The organism is Pseudomonas sp. R3.Fl, from assembly GCF_023516765.1.
Classification (GTDB): Bacteria; Pseudomonadota; Gammaproteobacteria; order Pseudomonadales; family Pseudomonadaceae; genus Pseudomonas; species Pseudomonas citronellolis.
This window is the reverse complement of the sequence record NZ_JAMGSO010000001.1, coordinates 2,305,216-2,327,052: the sequence shown is the minus strand read 5'-3', so window position 1 is coordinate 2,327,052 and position 21,837 is coordinate 2,305,216. Positions and strand designations below refer to the sequence as shown.

Genomic DNA, 21,837 nt, shown 5'->3' with positions numbered 1-21,837 from the left:
TGGGAAAATGACGTCAGAAAAGAATGACGGATCCCGCGGGCATCGTTCAGGTGAATGCCAGTTGCAGCAGATAGCCGGTAAAGATCGAGAAAACGAAGGGAAAAGACTTGGAACGGCTGACATCGAAGGATTTCAGCCGCGCCACGACGGGCTGCGGAAGCCTGTGCGAATCGATCGAAAGCCTGCTGCCCAGCATCAGCAGCAGCGTCGCCAGGCAGGCCAGGCCCAGGCTATAGAGCAGGGTGTCGGGGTCGCTGGCCAGGCCCAGCGCGGCCAGTAGCTTGACGTCCGCCGCGCCCAGCTTGCCGAGCAGGTAGCCGGGCAGGCTCAGCCCCAGGCCCAGGGCCGCCGCGGCGAGGGCGGCCGCCACGGAATGCTGGGTCAGGCTGTGGCCGTGCAGGTAGAGGTAGGCGGTGGCCGCGGCCAGGCCGCCGAGGGTCAGCAGGTTGTCCACCTTGCGGCGGCGCAGGTCCTGGTAGGCACAGGCCGCCAGCCAACCGAGCAGCATCCATGTCGCCAGCATTCGCTCGTGTCCTGCTCAGGTCAGGCCCGGATGGCCAGGCGACGCCTGCGCGGGGCAGGCGTCGGCGGGGCCGTCAGTAGAAGCGCGAGGCCAGCCAGAACAGACCGGCGGCCAGGGCCATGGAGGTGGGCAGGGTGAGGATCCAGGCCATCAGGATGTTGCGCACGGTGCCGCCCTGCAGGCCGCTGCGGTTGGCGACCATGGTGCCGGCCACGCCCGAGGACAGCACGTGGGTGGTGGACACCGGCAGGCTGTAGAGGTTGGCCATGCCGATCGCCGCGGTGGCGGTGAGCTGGGCGCTGATGCCCTGGGCGTAGGTCATGCCCTGCTTGCCGATCTTCTCGCCGACGGTGAGCACCACGCGCTTCCAGCCGACCATGGTGCCTACGCCCAGGGCCAGGGCCACCGCGATGATCACCCAGAAGGGCGCGTATTCGGTGGTGCTGGTCAGGTCCTTGCGCAGCTTCTCCAGGTCGGCCTTCTCGCGCGCCGGCAGGCTGTCGAGCTTGCCGACCTTCTTCGCGGTGTCGTCCAGGCACAGCAGGTAGCGGCGCACCTGCACGCGGCTGTCGGCGGACAGCTCGTTGTAGCTGGAGATGCCCTTGATGTCGCTCAGCAGGCCCTTGAGGGTGGACTCGGTCTGCTTCGGTTCGCAGCGGTACAGCTCGGGCATCTCGCCGTCGGCGCCCTTGCCCAGGGCGAGCATGTCGCCGAGCACGTCGGTGTGGCGCTGGTAGAACTGGCTGAGGTGGATGGCGGCGTCGCGGGTGCGTTCGATCTGGTAGGTGGTGCTGTTGAGGTCGAGGACGAACTTGGCGGGGACGATGCCGATCAGCACCAGCATGATCAGGCCGATGCCCTTCTGGCCGTCGTTGGAGCCGTGGACGAAGCTCACGGTCATGGCCGAGAGCACCAGCACCAGGCGGTTCCAGAACGGCGGGTGCTTCTTCTCGTCGACTTCGCGGCGGGTTTCCGGGGTCTTGTGCATCTTCGACAGCGGGTACATCCACTTCAGGCCGATCAGCACCAGGGCGGCGACGAAGAAGCCGGCCAGCGGCGAGAAGATCAGCGACATGGCGATGTCGATCGCCTTCTGCCAGTTCACCCCGTCGGCCAGCGGCACGCCGGTGATGACGGCGTTGGCCAGGCCGACGCCGAGGATCGAGCCGATCAGGGTGTGCGAGCTGGAGGCGGGGATGCCGAAGTACCAGGTGCCGAGGTTCCAGGCGATGGCCGCGGCCAGCAGCGAGAACACCATGGCCAGGCCGTGGCCGCTGTTGACGTTGATCAGCAGTTCCACCGGCAGCAGGTGCACGATGGCATAGGCCACGCCGACGCCACCGAGCAGCACGCCGAGGAAGTTGAAGATGCCGGAGAGGATGACCGCGCGGTAGGGCGACATGGCCTTGGTGTAGATCACCGTGGCCACCGCGTTCGCGGTGTCATGGAAGCCGTTGATGAACTCGAAGGCCAGGACGAAGCCCAGCGCCAGCACCAGGCTGATGCCTACCCAGAGGTCGAGTCCGCTGAAGAGATCGAACATGAAGTTTCTGTGACCGGTCGGTGACGGGGCGGCGATTATGCCAGAAGCGATAGGATGTCGTCTGAAACCTGAAGCGATTCTCGGAATCCAGCGACACCCGGTCGCACGGGGCTTGCAGCGCTGCGGGCAATGCTCTGCAACGTTTTCGAGGGGCCCCGCGGCTCAGTTCGCGTCCTGTTCGGCCTGGCGTTGCTGGGCCTTCTGCAGGTCGGTCTGCATCTTCTCCAGTTCCCGGTCGAAGGCCTTGTCCTGCACGGACGGGCGCTTGCGCCAGGGCTTCTTGTCGGGGTCGGGCTGGGCGGCGTAGAGGGTGACCTCGCCGCCATAGACATCCTTGTAACGCTGTTCCTGGCGCTCCAGTTCGGCGCGCAGTTCGTCTTTCGTCACCTGTGTTCCTGATGGCGTGTGGCTGATGGGGGGATATGCGGGAAAAGCATAGCAGGCGCGATTATAACCGCTGGCGGGGCGCTGTCAGCCGGGGGCGGGAAGAGCGGGTGGGTTCGCACAAATGTAACAGCAGGCTACGCTCAGGAAGCGATCAACATTCGAGGAGACCGCTCCATGATCAAGCTCCGCCTTCCCCTGCTGCTGTGTGCGCTGTTGTTCTCGGTGCAGGGTTTCGCCGCCAACACCGCCCAGCAGGAAAAGATGAAGACCTGCAACGCCGACGCCACCGCCAAGTCGCTGAAAGGTGATGAGCGCAAGACCTTCATGAGCAGCTGCCTGAAAGCCGGCGGCGGCGATACCGGCAAGAAGCTGACGCCGCAGCAGGAGAAGATGGCCCAGTGCAACAAGGACGCCGCGACCAAGGCGCTGAAGGGTGATGAGCGCAAGACGTTCATGAGTGGTTGTTTGAAGAAATAGCGGAGGCGGGGCGCTGGTGTGGCCGGGGCGTTCGGCGTGGCCGGTGAACCCGATCGCGGACGAAGTCCGCTCCTACGCCCGTGCTTCCCTGTAACCGTAGGAGCGGACTCCGTCCGCGATTCGGCGGATAACGCCATACGCCAAGCCCACCGTAGGGCGTATAACCGTTCGCGGTTATCCGCCGCCACACCCAAGCCCCCAGCCAACGCCCAGGCCAGCCCCGGAGCCGCCGGGCGCCAAGGCCAAACGGCGGATAACGCGGAGCGTTATTCGCCCTACGGACTTCCAGAGAAACATCCGCGCGCACCGGAACGCCCCTTCAGAAGGCCGAGCGAAACCGGCGCTCAGGAGGTCATGCGACATGGATGTCGCGAGAGCCCCGCGGGCTACAGGGACGTACCCTCGGGGCGGGCCTCCGTGGCGGGGGAGTTCGCGAGGGTAGCCCGACTCTGTCGGGCCCGTATGCGGGGCAAGCCTTTTTGGTTCCTTTTTGCGGGGGTGGCCTTCCACCGTTTGACAAAAGGGACTCGCCCGAGGGGGCGAAACGAGAAGGTCGGGCGGACTCGGAGCGGCGCAGAAACACCCAAGCCAAGGCAGCTGGGTTATTCCCCTTCGGGCCAGCGCAAGCGCTGTTCGCGATGGAGCCGCGTCCCGCGTTCGCGGGAATGACGGGGTTAAGGAAGGAGCGAGAGGGCAAGGTTCACGAGCCCCGCCCGTTCAAACCCCCGAACACAACAACCAGGCCACCGCCAGCAGATAGAACAACACCGACCCATCCTCGCCCAACGGCGATTGAAGAACATGCCGTGCGTTCATGTTCATGCCTTCACCTCCGCCGACCAGTAACCCTGGGCATTGCGGAAAGGCTGCCGGGCCATCTGCTCCGGGCGGGTGATGCCGTTGGCGCGCAGGGCATTGACCAGCGCCGAGAAGGACTTCGCGGTATAGCTCATGGCGGGCTCCTTGCGTTCCGTCAGTGGGGGACGGAGCTATGAAAACGCAACGGCCACCATCAACGGAAATGGAACTTCCTGCTTTCGACTATTGATGAAATCGATGAAAGGCCCGGCTCACCAGTCCAACTGCAACTGGCTGTCGAACTGCCGCGGCCGGCCCGTCAGCGGGTCGTCGAAGGCCAGGTGCCGGGCCAGCAGCTGCAGCGGGTGGGAATAGTTGTCGCTGCGCCGCTGCTCTTCCGGCAGCAGCTGTGGATAAAGCGGATCGTTGCGCAGCGCCGCGCCCAGGGCGGCCATGTGCACGCGCAACTGGTGGCGCTTGCCGCTCACCGGGTAGAGCGCGTAGCGCCACCAGTGCTCGCGGCGCTCCAGCACCTCGATGCGGGTTTCGCTGTTGATCGCGCCCTCGGCCTCGCGCATGAGGATGAAGGGCTCGCCGTCCACCAGGCGGCTGCGCCGCACGTGGGGGAAGTCCAGCTGCGGCAGCGGCGGGGCGATCGCCTCGTAGCGCTTGTGCATGCGCCGCTCGCGGAACAGCGCCTGGTAGGCCGCGCGGCTGGCCGGGTTGGCGGAGAACAGCACCAGCCCGGCGGTGGGCCGGTCGATGCGGTGCAGCGGCACCAGCAGCGGGTTGTCCAGGCGCCGGGCCAGGCGCGCCAGCAGTGTCTGTTCGACGTACTGGCCGGAGGGCGTCACCGGCAGGAAGTGCGGCTTGTCGACCACCACCAGGTGTTCGTCGACGTGCAGGATGCGTTCTTCGAAGGGGATCGGCGTTTCCGCTTCCACCTCGCGGAAGTAGTGCACGCGCAGGCCCTCGCGGTGCGGTGTGCTGGCGTCCAGCGGCTTGCCCTCGGCGTCCAGCACGCGGCCGCGGGCCAGGCGCTGCAGCCAGGTCTCGCGGGGGATCGCCGGGAAGCGCGCGCACAGGCAGTCGAGCACCGTCGACCAGGGCCCGGCCGGCAGGTGCAGGGTACTGGCGCGGTGCTGGGCGGCGGAAAACGGCTTCTCGGACATGGTCGGCGGTGGCGGTCGGGGGCGTGCATTAGGCCGCAGATGGTTGCGTCCGTCAAAGACCGCTCGGCATCTCAGGCCGGGTTGACCTCGACCGTCACGTGGGCCAGTTCCTCGTGTTCCACCAGCAGCGCCTTGAAGTCCTCCGGCCGCGCCGGGCTGGCGCTGCTGAGGCTGAGGATGCAGGCGTACTTGCGCTTGCCCACCCGCCACAGGTGCAGGTCGGTGATGCGCGCCGGGTAGGGGCCGGCGGCGATGGCCTGGCGCACTTCCTCCAGCACCGGCGCGTCCATCTCCGCGTCGAGCAGCACCCGGCTGCTCTGGCGCAGCAGGCCGCGGGCCCAGATCGCCACCAGCACGGCGCCGACGATGCCCATCAGCGGGTCGAGCCAGGCCGCGCCCCAGAGCATGCCGCCGAGCAGCGCGACCATGGCCAGCACCGAGGTGGCGGCGTCGGCCAGCACGTGCAGGTAGGCGGCGCGCAGGTTGAGGTCGTGGCCATGGGCGTGTCCGTGGCCATGGGCGTGTCCGTGGTCATGGTGGTGATCGTGATCATGGCCATGCCCGTGGTCATGACCGTGATGGTCGCGCAGCAGCCAGGCGCAGGCCAGGTTGACCAGCAGGCCGAGCGCGGCGATGGCGATGGCCTGGGCGTAGTGGATGGGCGAGGGCGCGAGCAGCCGCGCCAGCGACTCGAACAGCATCAGCGCCGCCACGGCGAGCAGCAGCAGGGCGCTGCTGTAGCTGGCCAGCACCTCGATCTTCCAGGTGCCGAAGGCGAAGCGCCCGTCGCCCTTCAGGCGCCGCGCCGCGACGTAGGCGAAGAACGCCAGGCCCAGGGCCAGGGCATGGGAGCTCATGTGCCAGCCGTCGGCGAGCAGGGCCATGGAGTTGAAGTACCAGCCGCCGGCGATCTCCAGCACCATCATCAGCGCGGTGAGCACCACCGCGCGCAGGGTGTTGCGCTCGGCCAGCGGGTTGCTTTCGTTGAAGTCGTGCTGGTGCGACTGGTCGAGGGCGGGGGCTGGCATGCGAAAATGTCCCGGAGTCATTTTCAGATACTATACCCCAGTATACTTTCAGGACGTCAGCCCATGGCCCACACCATCCGTGACAAACGCAAGCTGCTCACCCGCATCCGCCGCATCAAGGGGCAGAGCGAGGCGCTGGAACGGGCGCTGGAGAAGGAGGAGGGCGACTGCGCCGCGGTGCTGCAGCAGATCGCGGCGATCCGCGGCGCGGTCAACGGCCTGATGGCCGAGGTGCTGGAAGGGCACCTGCGCGAGCACCTGGCGGCCGAGGCGCGCACGCCGCAACAGCGCGCGGAAGACCTCGACCAGGTGATGAGCGTGCTGCGTTCCTACCTGAAGTAGCTCAGTGGGACAGCCGCGCGGCCAGTTCGTCGACTTCCTCGGCCCAGTCCGAGTCCTCTTCCAGGGCCTCGCGGATGAAGGCCGCCTGGGCTTCGTTCCAGAAGGGCGCGTCGGCCAGGGCCTGGTCCGCGGGCAGGCGGTGCGCGGCGAGGAAGGCGTCGATCTCCTGGCGGCCGCTGGGCAGGCCCAGTTGCTTGAACAGTTCGGCGAAGGTGTGGGGTGTGGTGTCCATGGCGGGCCTCCTGTGGTCGGTCGTGCATCAACTATAGGCGTTCGGCGCGGGCCGGTCGGCCGCGGAATCGATAGGTGGCTTTCAATTTTCACGGCGTCGGGCAATGATGGCGCAGTCCCTGACATCCCCTCGCGCCAGGCCCGTTCATGAGCTCTCCCGAGCAGCGTCCGCACGCCGTCACCCTGCAGATCGTCTCGATCGTCAGCTTCACCTTCCTGCTGTTCCTGTGCATCGGCTTCCTGCTGCCGGTGCTGCCCGGCTTCGTCCACCACGAGCTGGGTTTCGACGCCACCACCGCCGGCCTGGTGATCGGCGCGCAATACCTGGCGACTCTCGCCTCGCGGCCGCTGGCCGGGCGCCTGACCGACGCCCTGGGGGCCAAACGCGCGGTGATCTACGGCCTGCTCAGCCTGGCCGGCGGCGGGGCGCTGGTGCTGCTGGCCACCAGCCTGCAGGCGCTGGCCTGGACGAGCCTGGCGCTGCTGCTGGGCAGCCGCCTGCTGATCGGCTTCGCCCAGGGCCTGATGGGCATCGGCACGGCGAGCTGGGGCATCGCCCGGGTCGGCGCGCAGAACACCGCGCGGGTGATCTCCTGGAACGGCATCGTCTGCTACGGCGGCATCGCCCTGGGCGCGCCGCTGGGCGTGGGCATGGCCGCGCACCTGGGGCTGTGGAGCCTGGGCGCCGGCATCCTGGCGCTGGCCGGGCTCGGCCTGCTGCTGGCCCGCGGCAAGGCGCCGGCGCCGATCATCGCCGGCACGCGCATGGCCTTCTTCGCCGTGCTCGGCCGGGTACTGCCCTACGGTATGTGCGTGGCCCTGGGCTCCATCGGCTTCGGCAGCCTGGCCACCTTCATCACCCTCTACTACGGCAGCCGCGGCTGGGCCGACCCGGCCTGGTGCCTGAGCCTGTTCGGCATCAGCTTCGTCGGCGCGCGGCTGCTGCTGTCCTGGACCATCAACCGCTTCGGCGGCTTCAACGTGGCGGTGCTCTGCCTGCTGGTGGAAAGCGCCGGCCTGCTGCTGTTGTGGCAGGCGCCGAGCCCGGCCTTCGCCCTGCTCGGCACGGCGCTGACCGGCGCCGGGCTGTCGCTGGTGTACCCGGCGCTGGGCGTCGAGGCGGTGCTGCGCATTCCCGCCGCCAGCCGCAGTTCGGCGCTGGGCGCCTACGCGCTGTTCTTCGACCTGGCCCTGGGCCTGGCCGGCCCGCTGATGGGCGCGGTGGCCGCGCACTCAGACTACGCCAGTATCTTCCTGGTGGCCGCGCTGCTGGCCGCCTGCGGCTTCCTCATCTGCCTCTGGCTGCTGCGCTTCACCCGCCAGCGCCACGAGGAACTGGACTTCGACTAGACTGCGGCATTCCCCGCCGTGACCGCTTCCCATGGACATCGAACTGGCGCGCACCTTCCTGGAAATCGCCCGTGGCGGCAGCTTCGTCGCCGCCGCGCAGCGCCTGCACGTGACCCAGACCACGGTCACCGCGCGGGTGCACAACCTCGAGACGCAACTGGGCTGCCGGCTGTTCCAGCGCAGCCGCGCCGGCGCCCGGCTGACCGATGACGGCGAGCGCTTCCTCGGCTACGCCAACCAGCTGGTGCAGACCTGGGACGCGGCGCGCCGCGACCTGCCGTTGCCGGCGGGCTACCGCGAGGTGCTCAACATCGGCGGCGAGCTGAGCCTGAGCAACCCGCTGATGCTCGCCTGGACGGTGCGCCTGCGCCAGCGCATGCCGGCCCTGGCCCTGCACGCCGAGATCGGCAGCGGCGAGCGCCTGCAGAAGCAGCTGGAGCTGGGCGTGCTCGACGCCGCGCTGGTCTACCGCCCGGACTACTGGCCGGGCATGCAGGTGGAGCAGTTGCTGGAGGAGAAGCTGATCCTGGTGCGCTCGACGCAGCAGCCGGAGCCCTACATCTACATCGACTGGGGCGAGGAATTCCGCCGCCAGCACGACGCCGCGCTGCCCGACCGGGCCCACGCCGCCACCAGCTTCAGCCTCGGCCCGCTGGCTTTGCAGCACCTGCTGCAATGCGGCGGCAGCGGCTACTTCCGCACGCGGGTGGTGCACAGCTACCTGCAGGCCGGGGTGCTGGAGCGGGTGCCGCTGGCGCCGGAATTCATCTACCCGACCTACCTGGTGTATTCCCGCGAGAAGGATTCGCCGGCGCTGCAGAACGCCCTGGCCATCCTCCGCGAGGTGGTGGCCGGGGACATCGACTGGTCGCAGCGCTGGGACTACGAGGCCTAGACCGCCACCTGCAGGGCGCGCTCGGCCTGCACCTGCGGCTGCAGCCAGAGGTGGCGGAAGGCGGCGATCAGGTCGGTCTGGCTGAGCATGCCGACCAGCCGGCCGGCACCGTCGACCACCGGCAGGCAGTGCCGGCCCTGGTCGGAGAGCAGCTGGATCAGCTCCGTCAGCTGGGCGTCCTCGCGCAGCGACTGCACGCGGTGCGTCATCAGGTTGCCGACGCGCTGGCCGAAGGGCGAGCGCAGGCGGCGCTGGCCGCGGAACAGGTCGCTCAAGGTGAGGATGCCCACCAGGTGGCCGCGGTCGAGCACCGGCAGGGCCTTGAGGTGGTGCTTGTCGAGCAGGCCCCAGGCTTCCTCGATGCGCGCGTCCGGGCTGACCGAGCGGATGTCGCGGGACATGATGTCGCGCGCGCGGATGCCGCCCAGCAGGCGTTCGCTGGCGTGCTTCTCGGCGGCCAGCAGCAGGCGTTCGAGGTCCTCGGGGGTGACGTCGACGAAGCCGCCGGCGCTGGCCAGGGCGCTTTCCAGGTCGTCGGCGTGCAGGCCCAGGCGCTCGCCGGGCAGCGGGTCGGCGGTCAGGTGCGGGTTGCTGGCCGGGACGGCGAGCTTGCGCGGGTAGGGCGCGCGGGTGAGGTTGTTGTAGACCAGGGCCAAGCCGATCAGCGCCAGCGAGGCCACGCCCACCGGCAGCAGCAGGTGCAGCAGATGCTGGTCCACCAGCGGCCCGCCCACGGCGAGGCTGAAGGCCATGGCCGTGCTCGGCGGGTGCAGGCAGCGCAGGCCGAGCATCAGCAGCACCGCCACCACCATGGACAGCGACGCCTGCGGCCAGCTGTGGCCGAGCCAATGGCCGAGCAGCAGGCCCACCAGCGCCGCCACCAGGTTGCCGCCCAGCAGCGACCAGGGCTGCGCCAGCGGGCTGGACGGCACGGCGATGGCCAGCAGGGCGGAGGCGGCCAGCGGCGGGCCGATGCGCAGCATGGTGTCGACGCCGAACAGCCAGGCGCACAAGGGCATGCACAGGCCCAGGGCGAACCCGCAGCCGAGCACGGCGCGCAGCCAGTCGCGGTTGGACGAGGGGCCGGCGCAGGGCGCCAGGCGGTGCAGCCAGGCGCCGAAGGCAGCGGCTTTCATCGCGGCACCTCGCGGGAGGCGCCGGGAAGGGGGGCAGTCAATGGATGCATGTCACGCAGGCACCGCGCATCACGAGTCCGGCCTGGGCCGGTCGGGCGGGCGCTTCCTTATGGTTGGTCGAGCGGCGATTCGTCGCAGGGGCGAGGCCGACGGCCATCCTAGACAGCGTGACGATCCATATCCAATGAATGTTATTGCTGTTTGAGTGCAATATCGGTGAAGTGTGGGCTCGCCCGCGCGGGCCTCACACCGGCGGGAAGGCCTTGAACGCCACCAGCGTCTCGGCGTAGGCGGTCCAGTCGCGCAGGGCCGGGTAGTCCCCGGCGGCCACGCGTTCGGCGTGCACCAGCTGGATGAAGGTCCAGGCCACGGCGGCGCTCAGGCTGGCCTGGTCCAGGCGGCCGTCGCGCGGCAGCGGCTGGGTCAGCAGCTCCAGTTCCAGGCCGGCGCAGGCGGCGCGCAGCTGCTGGTCCACCCGGGCGTACCAGGCGGCGTCGCGGCGGGCCTCGTCGCGCTGCAGCTCGTAGTACAGCTGCACGGCCTTCTCGCAGGCCGCCAGGGCCAGGCCCAGCAGGCGCGTGGCGCGCACCCGCTCGGCCGGCTCGGCGGGCATCAGGCTGCGCCCGGCCTGGTGTTCGGCCAGGTCGATGATCAGGCTCGAATCCATCAGCACCTGGCCGTCGTCCAGCACCAGGCTGGGCGCCTTGACCACCGGGTTGATGGCGCGGAATTCCTCGACGTGGCGGAACACCGAGAGCGAGCGGTGGCTGAAGTCGACGTCCAGCAGGCGCAGGCTGATGGCCACGCGGCGGACGTAGGGCGAGTCGAGCATTCCGATCAGTTGCATGGAGGCATCCTGTTATTGGAGATTACATGGGGTGGCCGGCTGCGAAGGCCGCATGGCTGTGCTGTTGTCGCCAAATCTAGCGGCTGGAAAGGCCGGAAAAAATCGACGATTTATAACCGCAAGGGTTAGCGGAACTTACATGAGCGCCTATCCACCCCTGTCCGCGCTGCGCAGCTTCGAGGCCGTGGCCCGGCTCGGCAGCGTGACCCAGGCCGCCGCCGAGCTGCACGTCACCCACTCGGCGGTCAGCCAGCAGGTACGCCAACTGGAGGAACTGCTCGGCGTCACCCTGCTGCAGCGCGAGGGCCGCGGCCTGCGCCTGAGCGAGGAGGGCCGCCTCTACGCCCTGCAGGTGCGCCGCGCCCTGCGCGACATAGCCGAAGCCACGCGCCTGGCGCGGGCGCGGCCCAGCGAGGGGGAACTGGTGGTGGCGGTGCTGCCGTCCTTCGCCCAGCAATGGCTGCTGCCGCGCCTGCCGGCGTTCCGCGAACGTCATCCCGAATACCGCCTGCGCCTGCTGGCCAGCCTGGAAGTGATCGACCTGCGCCAGGGCCTGGCCGACGTGGCCATCCGCATCGGCCAGGGGCACTGGGAGGGCCTGGCCCAGCAACGCCTGTTCGACGACGAACTGCTGGCGGTCTGCGCCCCGCACTTCAACGGCGGGCGCCTGCCGCGCACGCCGCAGCAGATCCTCGCTGGCCCGCTGATCCACGGCTTCGAGTCCTGGCTGCCCTGGTGCCAGGCGGCGGGCGTGGCGCTGCCCGAAGGCGACGGCCTGTTCACCGTCAACGATTCCAACCTGGTGGTGGAAGCCCTGCGCCTGGGCCTGGGCATAAGCGTCGAACGCCGCAGCCTGGTGGCCGGCGCCCTGGCCCGCGGCGAACTGGTGCAACTGGGCGAGGTCAGCGCGCCCTACGCCTACCCCTACTGGCTGGTGTGGCCACAGCGGGAGGAGACGCGGACCAAGGTGGCGGTGTTTGCACAGTGGTTGGCGGAGGAGGTGGAAGAGTACCTGGGGCGGGGTGATTCGCGTCCATCGTAGGGCGGATAACCGTCCGCGATTATCCGCCGTTGGCTGTGCCACCGGGGTGTCCGGCGTGGGCGGTGAATCCAATCGCGGACGGAGTCCGCTCCTACGTCCGTGCTTTCTTGTAACCTACGGATTTCCCGAGAGATTTAGGTGCTGAGTTCAAGAGCGCCCTCTCCCCAACCCTCTCCCTGAAGGGAGAGGGGGCTGTTCGGAGTGGGTGGGGAGTTTGGAGTCAGCCTGATACTCCCTAACCTCACCCCGTCATTCCCGCGAACGCGGGAACCCAGTGACTGCGGGGTTCGCGAGCAAGCTCGCTCCTACGAAGAGCAAAGCAGCTCTGCTCTGGCTTTTGCTCTTGAGTCTTCCAGAGAAACATCCGCGCACTCCGGAACGCCCCTTCAGAAGGCCGAGCGAAACCCGCGCTCAGGAGGTCATGCGACATGGATGTCGCGAGAGCCCCGATGGGCTACAGGGACGTACCCTCGGGGCGGGCCTCCGTGGCGGGGGAATTCGCGAGGGTAGCCCGACTCTGTCGGGCCCGTATGCGGGGCAAGCCTTTTTGGTTCCTTTTGTGGCGTTTGACAAAAGGGACTCGCCCGAGGGGGCGAAACAAAAAATCTCCGCAGACTCGGTGCGGCGCGCTACACCAAGCTCAACCCAAAAGTCACTGGGTTCCCGCGTTCGCGGGAATGACGAGTTCAAGATCGAAGCACGCGCTTAGCGACACAGACCGTCGCCCCACCCCGATAAAATCCCCCCTCGCAGGAAAAACCCTCCCACCCCACCCCGGCTTCTGCTCAAATTGCCGGGCCCCCCCCGGCAAACCTGGAGAAACGATGAGCGAAGCCCTGAGCCCCGGCCTGATGGTCATCCACGGCAACCACCCCGAGGCGCTGCGCGACCTGTTGGTGGCCTGGATGGCGCGCTACCCGCTGGCGCCGCTGGAAAGCGAAACCATCCTGGTGCAGAGCAACGGCATCGCCCAGTGGCTGAAGCTGGCCCTGGGCCGCGACGTCGCCGACGGCGGTTGCGGCATCACCGCGGCGCTGGACGTGCAGCTGCCCGCGCAGTTCCTCTGGCGCGCCTACCGCGGCGCGCTGGGCAAGGACCAGGTGCCGGAAGTCTCGGTGCTGGACAAGGCGCCGCTCACCTGGCGCCTGATGCGCCTGCTGCCGACCCTGCTGGCGCGCGAGGAATTCCAGGCCCTGCGCCGCTTCCTCGCCGACGACGCCGACCTGCGCAAGCGCTACCAACTGGCCGAGCGCCTGGCCGACCTGTTCGACCAGTACCAGGTGTACCGCGCCGACTGGCTGGAAGACTGGAGCGAGCACCGCGACCAGCTGCGCACCGCCGGCGGCAACCTCCGCCCGCTGAACGAAGACGAGCGCTGGCAGGCCGAGCTGTGGCGCGCCCTGCTGGCGGAGGTGGGCGAGGACGGCCTGGCCGGCAGCCGCGCCGGCGTGCACCGGCGCTTCCTCGAACGCCTGCGCGAAGGCGCGCCGCCCAAGGGCCTGCCGCGCCGGGTGGTGGTGTTCGGCATCTCCGCCATGCCGGCGCAGACGGTGGAGGCCCTGGCCGCGCTGGCGCAGGTGGCCCAGGTGCTGCTGTGCGTGCACAACCCCTGCCGCCACCACTGGGCCGACATCGTCGCCGACAAGGACCTGCTGCGCCACGAGTACCGCCGCCAGCAGCGCCGCCCCGGCGTGCCGCTGCAGCTGGACGACGACCTCCAGCACCAGTACGCCCAGCCGCTGCTGGCCGCCTGGGGCAAGCAAGGCCGCGACTACATCAACCTGCTCGACCAGTACGACAACCCCGAGAGCTACCGCAGCCGCTTCGGCGAGGTCAGCGGCGGGCGCATCGATCTGTTCAGCGAAGAGTCGCCCGCGCACCTGCTCGGCCAGTTGCAGGACGACATCCTCGAATTGCGCCCGCTGGCCGAGACCCGCGCGCAATGGCCGGCCCTGGAGCCGGCGCGGGACCGCTCCGTCCGCTTCCACCTGGCCCACAGCGCCCAGCGCGAGGTGGAGGTGCTGCACGACCAGCTGCTGGCGCGCTTCGACGCCGACCCCACGCTGCGCCCGCGCGACGTCATCGTCATGGTCCCCGACATCGACGCCTACGCGCCGCACATCCAGGCGGTGTTCGGCCAGCTCGGGCGCGACGACCGGCGCTTCATCCCCTTCACCCTGGCCGACCAGGGCCAGCGCGGCCGCGAGCCGCTGCTGGTGGCCCTGGAGCACCTGCTGCAACTGCCCGACAGCCGCTTCGCGGTGAGCGAAATCCTCGACCTGCTGGACGTCGGCGCCCTGCGCGCGCGCTTCGGCATCGGCGAGGCCGACCTGCCGCTGCTGCAACGCTGGATCGACGGCGCCGGGGTGCGCTGGGGCCTGGACGGCGAGCAGCGCGAAGACCTCGGCCTGCCCGCCGCCGAAGAGGCCAACACCTGGCGCTTCGGCCTGCGGCGCATGCTGCTGGGCTTTGCGGTGGGCGAGGGCGAGGCCTTCCAGGGCATCCAGCCCTACGCCGAGATCGGCGGCCTGGACGCCGCCGTGCTCGGCCCCCTGGCCGGCCTGCTGCAGCGCCTGGCCGAGGCCTGCGAGCGCCTGGCCGAGCCGGCGCCGCCGGAGGTCTGGCGCGAGCGCCTGCGCCAACTGCTCGACGATTTCTTCCTGACCCGCGACGAGCACGACGAACTGCTGCGCCAGCAACTGCTGCAACTGCTCGAACGCTGGCTGGAAACCTGCGGGCGCGCCGCCTTCGGCGAACCGCTGCCGCTGTCGGTGGTGCGCGAGGCCTGGCTCGGCGGCCTCGACGCCGGCGGCCTGAACCAGCGCTTCCTGGCCGGCGCGGTGAGCTTCTGCACGCTGATGCCGATGCGCGCCATTCCCTTCCGCGTGGTCTGCCTGCTGGGCATGAACGACGGCGACTACCCGCGCCAGCAGCCGCCGCTGGACTTCGACCTGATGCGCAACGACTACCGCCCCGGCGACCGCTCGCGGCGCGAGGACGACCGCTACCTGCTGCTCGAAGCCGTGCTCTCGGCGCGCGACCAGCTGTACGTCAGCTGGGTGGGCCGCAGCATCCGCGACAACAGCGAGCGCCCGCCCTCGGTGCTGATCGGCCAGCTGCGCGACCACCTGGCGGCCGGCTGGTCGTTGCCCGGCCAGCCCGGCGACGGCAAGGCGCTGCTCCACGCGCTGACCACCGAACATCCGCTGCAACCCTTCAGCCGCCGCTACTTCGAAGGCCGGGGCGAGGGCGTCGACGGCTTCTACACCTACGCCCGCGAATGGCGCGAGGTGCACCGCGACGACGAGCCGGCGGAACAGGCCGAGGCGCCGCTGCCCGAACTGCTGCCGGACGCGCCCATCGGCCTGCGCGTGCTCGCCGACTTCCTCGCCAGCCCGGTCAACGCCTTCTTCCAGCAGCGCCTGAAGGTGCGCTTCGCCGAGGAAGACCTGACCGGCCACGACGAGGAAACCTTCGCCCTCGACGGCCTGCAGGTCTGGCAGCTGCAGTTCGAACTGTGCGAGCGCCTGCGCCCGTGGATCGAGCAGCACTGGGCCGACGGTGAACTACCCGGCCGCATCGAGGGGCAACTGGCGCGCCTGCGCGGCGAGGGGCGCCTGCCGCTGGCGGCCTTTGGCGCCTTCAGTGCCCGCGAGCTGAGCGCGCCGCTGGGCGAACTGCTGACGCGCTACCGCGAGGAGCTGGAGCACTGGAGCGAGGCCGAGGAAGGCCAGCGCGAGCTTATCCACAGCCACTCGGCCAGCGGCGTGGAGCTGGGCGACTGGCTCGGCGGCCTGCGGCGCAACGCCGAGGGCCAGTGGGCCAGCGTGCAACTGGTCAGCGGCAAGCTGCACGAAGGCCGCGGCTACAAGTGGCACAGCCTGGTGCGCCACTGGGTGCGCCACCTGGGCCTGCAACTGTGCGGCGCGCCGGTGCGCAGCCTGCTGGTCAGCCAGACCGGCACCCTGGAACTGCCGCCGCTGACCGCGGAGATCGCCCGTGGCCACCTGGACGCGCTGATCACCGCCTGGCTCGAAGGCCTGCGCCGGCCGCTGCCGGTGGCCTGCAAGGCGGCCTTCGCCTGGCTGGGTGCCGGCGGTGACGAAGCCCGCGCCGCCAGCGAGGCGGCCAAGCGCTACGACGGCGGCTTCGGCAGCAGCGGCGAGGCGACTTCCTCGCCGGCCCTGGCGCGGGTCTACCCGGACTTCGCCAGCCTCAACGCCAGCGGCGAATTCGCCACCTGGGCCGAGAACCTCTACGGCCCGCTGTACCAGCTGCTGCAACGCCGCGACGACGAGGAGCAAGGCCAATGAGCCGCGAACTGCGCGCCCTGGAATTCCCCCTGCATGGCAGCCGCCTGATCGAGGCCAGCGCCGGCACCGGCAAGACCTTCACCATCGCCCTGCTGTACCTGCGCCTGGTGCTCGACCACGGCGGCGAACTGGCCTTCAGCCGGCCGCTGAGCCCGCCGGAAATCCTCGTGGTGACCTTCACCGACGCCGCCACCCAGGAGCTGCGCGAACGCATCCGCGCGCGCCTGGGCGAGGCCGCCGCCTGCTTCGCCGAGCCGGCGCTGCAGCACGACGCGCTGCTGGTCGAGCTGCGCGCCAGCTACCCGGAGCAGCGCTGGCCCGGCTGCGCGCGCCTGCTGCGCCTGGCCGCCGAATGGATGGACGAGGCCGCCGTGTCGACCATCCACAGCTGGTGCTACCGCATGCTCCGCGAGCACGCCTTCGACAGCGGCAGCCTGTTCACCCAGGACCTGATCACCGACCAGAGCGAACTGCTCGCCGAAGTGGTGCGCGACTACTGGCGGCGCAACTTCTACCCGCTGCCGGCGCCGGCGGCGAAGGTGGTCGGCGACATCTACAAGGGCGGCCCCGAGGCCCTGGCGCGCCTGCTGCAGCCCTTGCTGGCGCAACAGGAGGCCGGCTTCCGCTATGCCGACCAGCCGCTGAGCGCGCCCGGCTCGCTGCGCGAGCTGCTGGAGGAAACCGGCGCCTTCTACGCGCGCCTGGACGAACTGGAGCAGCAGGCCCGCGCCGCCTGGGCCGCCGACGCCCAGGGCCTGCGCCAACTGCTCATCGACCTGCGCCCGCAGCTCAACGGCAACAGCTACCGCAACAAGGACGACGACGCCGTCTTCGAAGGTTGGCTGCAGGCGCTGGAAGCCTGGAGCCTGGGCGGCGAAGCGCCGGAAAACCTCCACCGCTTCGGCCAGACGCGGATCAAGGTGAAGGGCAAGACGCCGGTGCCCGAGCATGTCGCGTTCCAGGCCATCGATGCCTGGCTGGAAGCCGCCGAGCAGCAGCCGGACATCGCCCCGCAACTGCTGCTGCACGCCCTGGGCGAAGTCAGCCGCGCCCTGGAGGCGGAGAAGCAGCGCCGCGCCGAACTGGGCTTCGACGACCTGCTGGCGCGCCTGGACCGCGCCCTGGCCGGCCCCGGCGGCGAGCACCTGGCCGAGCGCATCCGCGAGCAGTTCCCGGTGGCGCTGATCGACGAATTCCAGGACACCGACCCGCTGCAGTACCGCATCTTCGAGCGCATCTACCGCATCGCCGACAACCCCAGGGATTGCGGCCTGTTCATGATCGGCGACCCCAAGCAGGCGATCTACGCCTTCCGCGGCGCCGACATCCACACCTACCTGCGCGCCCGCGCCGCCACCGCCGGGCGCCACTACACCCTGGGCACCAACTACCGCTCGACCCTCGCCGTGGTGGAGGCGGTGAACCACTGCTTCGCCTTCGCCGAGGGCCGCGAACGCGGCGCCTTCCGCTTCGCCGCGCAGGGCGACAACCCGGTGCCGTTCCAGGCGGTGGCCGCCAAGGGCCGAGACGAGCGCCTGCTGATCGACGGCGAGGAAGCCGCGGCGCTGACCCTCTGGCAACTGGAGAACGACGGCCAGGTGGTTGGCAGCCGGCTCTACCGCGAGCAGATGGCCGCCGGCGCCGCCAGCGCCATCCGCCACTGGCTGAGCCTGGCCCAGCAGGGCCGCGCCGGGCTGTACAAGGCCGATGGCACGGGCCGGGCGCTGCGCCCGGCGGACATCGCCATCCTGGTGCGCGGGCGCAGCGAGGCTGAGGCGGTGCGCGCGGAACTGGCGGCGCGGCGCCTGGCCAGCGTCTACCTGTCCGACCGCGACTCGGTGTTCGACAGCCCCGAGGCCGGCGACCTGCTGCACTGGCTGCGCGCCTGCGCCGAGCCGGGCAACGACGCCCTGCTGCGCAGCGCCCTGGCCACCCGCACCCTGGGCCTGGGCTGGCAGACCCTGGAGCGGCTGAACCAGGACGAACAGTTCTGGGAAGGCATGCTCATGCGCTTCCGCGACTACCGCAGCCAGTGGCAGCAGCAGGGCGTGCTGCCCATGCTGCGCCGGCTGCTGGCCGACTTCGAACTGCCGGCGCGGCTGCTGCAACGCGCCGACGGCGAGCGCAGCCTGACCAACCTGCTGCACCTGGCCGAATGGCTGCAGCGCGAGGCCGCCGAGCTGGACGGCGAGCACGCCCTGCTGCGGGTGCTGGCCGAGCAGCTGGCCAGCCCGTCGAGCGAGGAAATCCTCCGTCTGGAAAGCGACGCCGACCTGATCAAGGTGGTGACCATCCACAAGTCCAAGGGCCTGGAATACCCGCTGGTGCTGCTGCCGTTCATCTGCAGCTGGAAGGAGCTGGACGGCAAGAGCCAGACTCCGCCCAGCTTCCAGGGCGAGGAGGGCAAGGTGATCGAACTGGCGCGCGGCAAGGACCTGGCCGAGGCCGCCTACCGCCTGGCCAACGACGAACGCCTGGGCGAGGACATGCGCCTGCTCTACGTGGCCCTGACCCGCGCCCGCCATGCCCTGTGGCTGGGCGTGGCGCCGCTGGTGGCGGGCAACGCGAAGAACCCCGAGCTGCACAAGGGCGCCTTCGGCTACCTGCTCGGCGGCGGCGCGGCCATCGCCCTGGATGGCTTTGCCGGCTGCCTGCAGGCCCTGGGCGGCGGCTGCCCCGGCATCCGCATCGAACCCGTGCCGGCGGTGGACGCCACGGCCTACGACGAGGCCCGCGCCGGCCTGCTCGGCCAGGCCCGCGAACCGCAGCGGCGGGTGGCGGAGAAATGGTGGATCGCCAGCTATTCCGCGCTGGCCACCCTGGACGCCGAAGGCGACGCGCCGGCGCCGGCCAGCGAACCCATCAGCGCCGAAGAGGCCACCCTGCGCGAAGGCGACGCCGACAGCGCCGCGGCCGAACTGGCCCAGGCCGCGCCGGCCGCCGGCAGCCTGCACGCCTTCCCGCGCGGGCCCAACCCCGGCAGCTTCCTCCATGGCCTGCTGGAATGGGCCGCCGACGAGGACTTCGCCGCCGTGGCGGAGCAACCCGAGGCCCTGCGCGACCTGATCGCCCGGCGTTGCCAGCTGCGCGGCTGGGAAGCCTGGATCGAGCCCCTGGCGCAGTGGCTGCCGGCCTTCCTCCAGGCCAGCCTGGCGGTGCCCGGCGCGGCGCCGGTGCAACTGGCGGCGCTGGCCAGCTACCAGAAGGAAATGGAGTTCTGGTTCGCCGTGAAACCCACCGACAGCACCCGCCTCGATGCCGCCGTGCGCGCCCACGTGCTGCCCGGCGAGGCGCGCCCGGCGCTGCAGCCGACGCAGCTGGGCGGCATGCTCAAGGGCTTCATCGACCTGGTCTTCGAACACGAGGGGCGCTACTACGTGGCCGACTACAAATCCAACTGGCTCGGCCCCGACGCCGCCGCCTACACCGCGCCGGCCCTGCGCGCGGCTGTGCTGGAGCACCGCTACGACCTGCAGTACGCGCTCTACCTGTTCGCCCTGCACCGCCTGCTCAAGGCGCGCCTGGCGGACTACGACTACGACCGCCACGTGGGCGGCGCGCTCTACCTGTTCCTGCGCGGCGGCGAGCACGGCGTGTTCCACGAACGCCCGCCGAAGGCGCTGATGGAGGCGCTGGAAGCGCTGTTCAGCCAACACGCCGAGGAGGTGCCGGCATGACCCGCGAGCAACTGCTGGAACTGCTCGGCCAATGGGCCGAACGCGGCTGGCTGCGCGAGCTGGACCGCGCCTTCGCGGCCTTCCTGGTGGAACAGGCGCCCGACGCCGAGCCGCTGCTGATCCTCGCCGCCGCCCTGGCCAGCCACCAGCTGGGCCGCGGCCACGTGTGCCTGGACCTGGCCGCGACCCTCGCCGACAGCCGCTTCGCCCTGTCGCTGCCGCCGGACGGCGAACTGGAAGGCACGCCGCTGACTCTGCCCGGCGAACTGCTCGACGGCCTCGACCTGGCCGCCTGGCAGGCCGCCCTGGCCGACCCGCGCCTGGTGGGCGAGGGCCCCGGCGCCACGCCGCTGGTGCTGGCCGGCCCGCGCCTGTACCTGCGCCGCTACTGGCAGTACGAACGCGAGGTGCGCGCCGGCATCGACCAGCGCCTGGCCCGCGGCGAGGCCCTGCGCGCGGCATTGCCGGTGGATGCCCTGCGCCAGGCCCTGGACGCGCTCTTCCCGAAACGCCCCGGCGCCCCGGCGGACTGGCAGAAACTGGCCTGCGCCCTGGCCGCCGGCAACGCCTTCGGCATCGTCACCGGCGGCCCCGGCACCGGCAAGACCACCACCGTGGTGCGCCTGCTGGCGCTGCTGCAGAGCCTGGCCCTGGGCGGCGAGGGCGGGCGGCCACTGCGCATCCGCCTGGCGGCGCCCACCGGCAAGGCGGCGGCGCGGCTCAACGAATCCATCGCCAACGCTGTGGACCGCCTGGACCTCGGCGCCTTCGCCAACGGCGAGCAGATACGCCAGCAGGTGCCCAAGGAAGTCACCACCCTGCACCGCCTGCTCGGCAGCCGCCCGGACAGCCGCCAGTTCCGCCACCACCCCGGCAACCCGCTGGCGCTGGACCTGCTGGTGGTGGACGAGGCCTCCATGGTCGACCTGGAAATGATGGCCGCGCTGCTCGGCGCGCTGCCGGACAAGGCGCGGCTGATCCTGCTCGGCGACAAGGACCAGCTGGCCTCGGTGGAGGCCGGCGCGGTGCTCGGCGAACTGTGCAGCCGCGCCCGCGAGGGCCACTACCGTGCGGCGACCCGCGATTGGTTGCAGGCGGTCAGCGGCGAGCACGTCGACGACGACCTGCTCGACGCCCACGGCCAGCCCCTCGACCAGGCCGTGGCCATGCTCCGCCACAGCCACCGCTTCAGTTCCGCCAGCGGCATCGGCCAGCTCGCCGAGGCGGTCAACGCCGGCGACGTGGCGGCCATGCGCGCGGTCTGGGAACAGGGCTACGCCGACCTGGCGCGCCTGGCCCTGGACGCCCGCGACGACCGCGGCCTGCGCGAACTGGTGGTGGAAGGCGGCGGCCGTTATTTCCTCGACGCCGCCGCCCGCCCGGATGTGGCCCCGCCCCAGGGCTACCGCCACTACCTGCAGGTGCTGCGCGACACCCGCCCGGCGCCGGACGCTGCCCAGGCCGAGTTCGACGCCTGGGCCGGGCGCGTGCTCGCCGCCCACGGCCAGTTCCAGGTGCTCTGCGCCCTGCGCCGCGGCCCCTGGGGCGTGGACGGGCTGAACCTGCGCATCGCCGACCTGCTGCAGGACGAGGGGCTGATCCAGCCCCACGGCGGCGCCTGGTACCTCGGCCGCCCACTGCTGGTCACGCGCAACGACTACGGCCTGGGCCTGATGAACGGCGACATCGGTATCACCCTGGCGCTGCCCCGGGAGGAGGGCGGCGAGCGCAAATGGCCGCTGCGCGTGGCCTTCGCCGACGGCCGCGGCGGCATCAAGTGGGTGCTGCCCAGCCGCCTGCAGGCGGTGGAAACGGTGTTCGCCATGACCGTGCACAAGTCCCAGGGCTCGGAATTCACCCACGCCGCCCTGGTGCTGCCCGACGCGCTCAACCCGATCCTCACCCGCGAGCTGGTCTACACCGGCATCACCCGCGCGCGCAGCTGGTTCAGCCTGGCCAGCGCCGGGCGCGGCCAGTGGGTGCTGGAGGCGGCGATCGAGCGGCGGGTGCAGCGGGCCAGCGGGTTGCTGGAAGCTTGAGGGGCAAAATTGCGATAGGCATCACAATTAGAATTGT

General features: G+C 70.3%; 17 protein-coding genes. 8 read left to right on the top strand and 9 right to left on the bottom strand.

Going from position 1 to position 21,837, the window contains the following annotated elements; translation table 11 throughout:
- Positions 1 to 46: 46 nt before the first annotated feature.
- From M8R19_RS10010 to M8R19_RS10000, 3 genes are all read right to left on the bottom strand, one after another.
- Positions 47 to 523, bottom strand: a complete 477-nt coding sequence (locus M8R19_RS10010) for an A24 family peptidase (RefSeq protein WP_074982944.1) — start codon at positions 521 to 523, stop codon at positions 47 to 49.
- A gap of 73 nt (positions 524 to 596) precedes the next feature.
- Complete coding sequence (locus M8R19_RS10005) at positions 597 to 2,066, bottom strand: inorganic phosphate transporter (protein ID WP_074982946.1); 1,470 nt, start codon at positions 2,064 to 2,066, stop codon at positions 597 to 599.
- A gap of 162 nt (positions 2,067 to 2,228) precedes the next feature.
- On the bottom strand, positions 2,229 to 2,453 hold the full coding sequence (locus M8R19_RS10000) for a hypothetical protein (protein ID WP_074982948.1): 225 nt from the start codon (positions 2,451 to 2,453) through the stop codon (positions 2,229 to 2,231).
- 174 nt (positions 2,454 to 2,627) lie between these two features.
- Here M8R19_RS10000 and M8R19_RS09995 point away from each other — a divergent pair, with 174 nt between their 5' ends.
- The gene (locus tag M8R19_RS09995; protein ID WP_116422566.1) at positions 2,628 to 2,930 is read left to right on the top strand and encodes a PsiF family protein; all 303 of its coding nucleotides are present in this window, start codon (positions 2,628 to 2,630) and stop codon (positions 2,928 to 2,930) included.
- An 818-nt stretch (positions 2,931 to 3,748) separates the two neighbouring features.
- On the opposite strand, the gene M8R19_RS33160 is transcribed toward M8R19_RS09995, so the two are convergent.
- The 3 genes from M8R19_RS33160 to dmeF form a co-directional block, all read right to left on the bottom strand.
- Complete coding sequence (locus M8R19_RS33160) at positions 3,749 to 3,883, bottom strand: hypothetical protein (protein ID WP_009618002.1); 135 nt, start codon at positions 3,881 to 3,883, stop codon at positions 3,749 to 3,751.
- A 117-nt stretch (positions 3,884 to 4,000) separates the two neighbouring features.
- The gene (locus tag M8R19_RS09990; RefSeq protein WP_249917715.1) at positions 4,001 to 4,900 is read right to left on the bottom strand and encodes a pseudouridine synthase; all 900 of its coding nucleotides are present in this window, start codon (positions 4,898 to 4,900) and stop codon (positions 4,001 to 4,003) included.
- 71 nt (positions 4,901 to 4,971) lie between these two features.
- Entirely contained in the window at positions 4,972 to 5,928 is a 957-nt protein-coding gene (dmeF, locus tag M8R19_RS09985; protein WP_249917714.1) for a CDF family Co(II)/Ni(II) efflux transporter DmeF, read from the bottom strand.
- 63 nt (positions 5,929 to 5,991) lie between these two features.
- Here dmeF and M8R19_RS09980 point away from each other — a divergent pair, with 63 nt between their 5' ends.
- Positions 5,992 to 6,270, top strand: a complete 279-nt coding sequence (locus M8R19_RS09980) for a metal/formaldehyde-sensitive transcriptional repressor (protein WP_074982956.1) — start codon at positions 5,992 to 5,994, stop codon at positions 6,268 to 6,270.
- Between the two features lies 1 nt (position 6,271).
- Here M8R19_RS09980 and M8R19_RS09975 read toward each other — a convergent pair whose 3' ends face one another.
- Positions 6,272 to 6,502, bottom strand: a complete 231-nt coding sequence (locus M8R19_RS09975) for a DUF2789 domain-containing protein (RefSeq protein WP_009618004.1) — start codon at positions 6,500 to 6,502, stop codon at positions 6,272 to 6,274.
- 146 nt (positions 6,503 to 6,648) lie between these two features.
- Between M8R19_RS09975 and M8R19_RS09970 the strand changes: the two genes are divergently transcribed.
- Both M8R19_RS09970 and M8R19_RS09965 read left to right on the top strand, forming a co-directional pair.
- Positions 6,649 to 7,851, top strand: coding sequence for an MFS transporter (locus M8R19_RS09970; protein ID WP_249917713.1), 1,203 nt, complete (start codon positions 6,649 to 6,651; stop codon positions 7,849 to 7,851).
- A 31-nt stretch (positions 7,852 to 7,882) separates the two neighbouring features.
- Entirely contained in the window at positions 7,883 to 8,746 is an 864-nt protein-coding gene (locus M8R19_RS09965; protein ID WP_043272399.1) for a LysR family transcriptional regulator, read from the top strand.
- Here M8R19_RS09965 and M8R19_RS09960 read toward each other — a convergent pair.
- Both M8R19_RS09960 and M8R19_RS09955 read right to left on the bottom strand, forming a co-directional pair.
- Positions 8,743 to 9,882, bottom strand: coding sequence for an HPP family protein (locus M8R19_RS09960; RefSeq protein ID WP_249917712.1), 1,140 nt, complete (start codon positions 9,880 to 9,882; stop codon positions 8,743 to 8,745). The two genes, M8R19_RS09965 and M8R19_RS09960, sit on opposite strands and share 4 nt — an antisense overlap.
- A gap of 244 nt (positions 9,883 to 10,126) precedes the next feature.
- A complete protein-coding gene (locus M8R19_RS09955; RefSeq protein ID WP_249917711.1) occupies positions 10,127 to 10,729 on the bottom strand; it encodes a glutathione S-transferase family protein in 603 nt (200 codons plus the stop codon).
- A 139-nt stretch (positions 10,730 to 10,868) separates the two neighbouring features.
- On the opposite strand from M8R19_RS09955, the gene M8R19_RS09950 reads away from it, so the two are divergent.
- From M8R19_RS09950 to recD, 4 genes are all read left to right on the top strand, one after another.
- A complete protein-coding gene (locus tag M8R19_RS09950) occupies positions 10,869 to 11,771 on the top strand; it encodes a LysR substrate-binding domain-containing protein (RefSeq protein WP_043272401.1) in 903 nt (300 codons plus the stop codon).
- 824 nt (positions 11,772 to 12,595) lie between these two features.
- Positions 12,596 to 16,084, top strand: coding sequence for an exodeoxyribonuclease V subunit gamma (gene recC / locus M8R19_RS09945; protein ID WP_249917710.1), 3,489 nt, complete (start codon positions 12,596 to 12,598; stop codon positions 16,082 to 16,084).
- Entirely contained in the window at positions 16,081 to 19,761 is a 3,681-nt protein-coding gene (recB, locus tag M8R19_RS09940) for an exodeoxyribonuclease V subunit beta (protein WP_249917709.1), read from the top strand. Before recC ends, recB begins: the two co-directional genes overlap by 4 nt.
- On the top strand, positions 19,758 to 21,800 hold the full coding sequence (recD, locus tag M8R19_RS09935; protein WP_249917708.1) for an exodeoxyribonuclease V subunit alpha: 2,043 nt from the start codon (positions 19,758 to 19,760) through the stop codon (positions 21,798 to 21,800). The genes recB and recD overlap by 4 nt, the downstream gene beginning before the upstream one ends.
- Positions 21,801 to 21,837 lie beyond the last annotated feature (37 nt).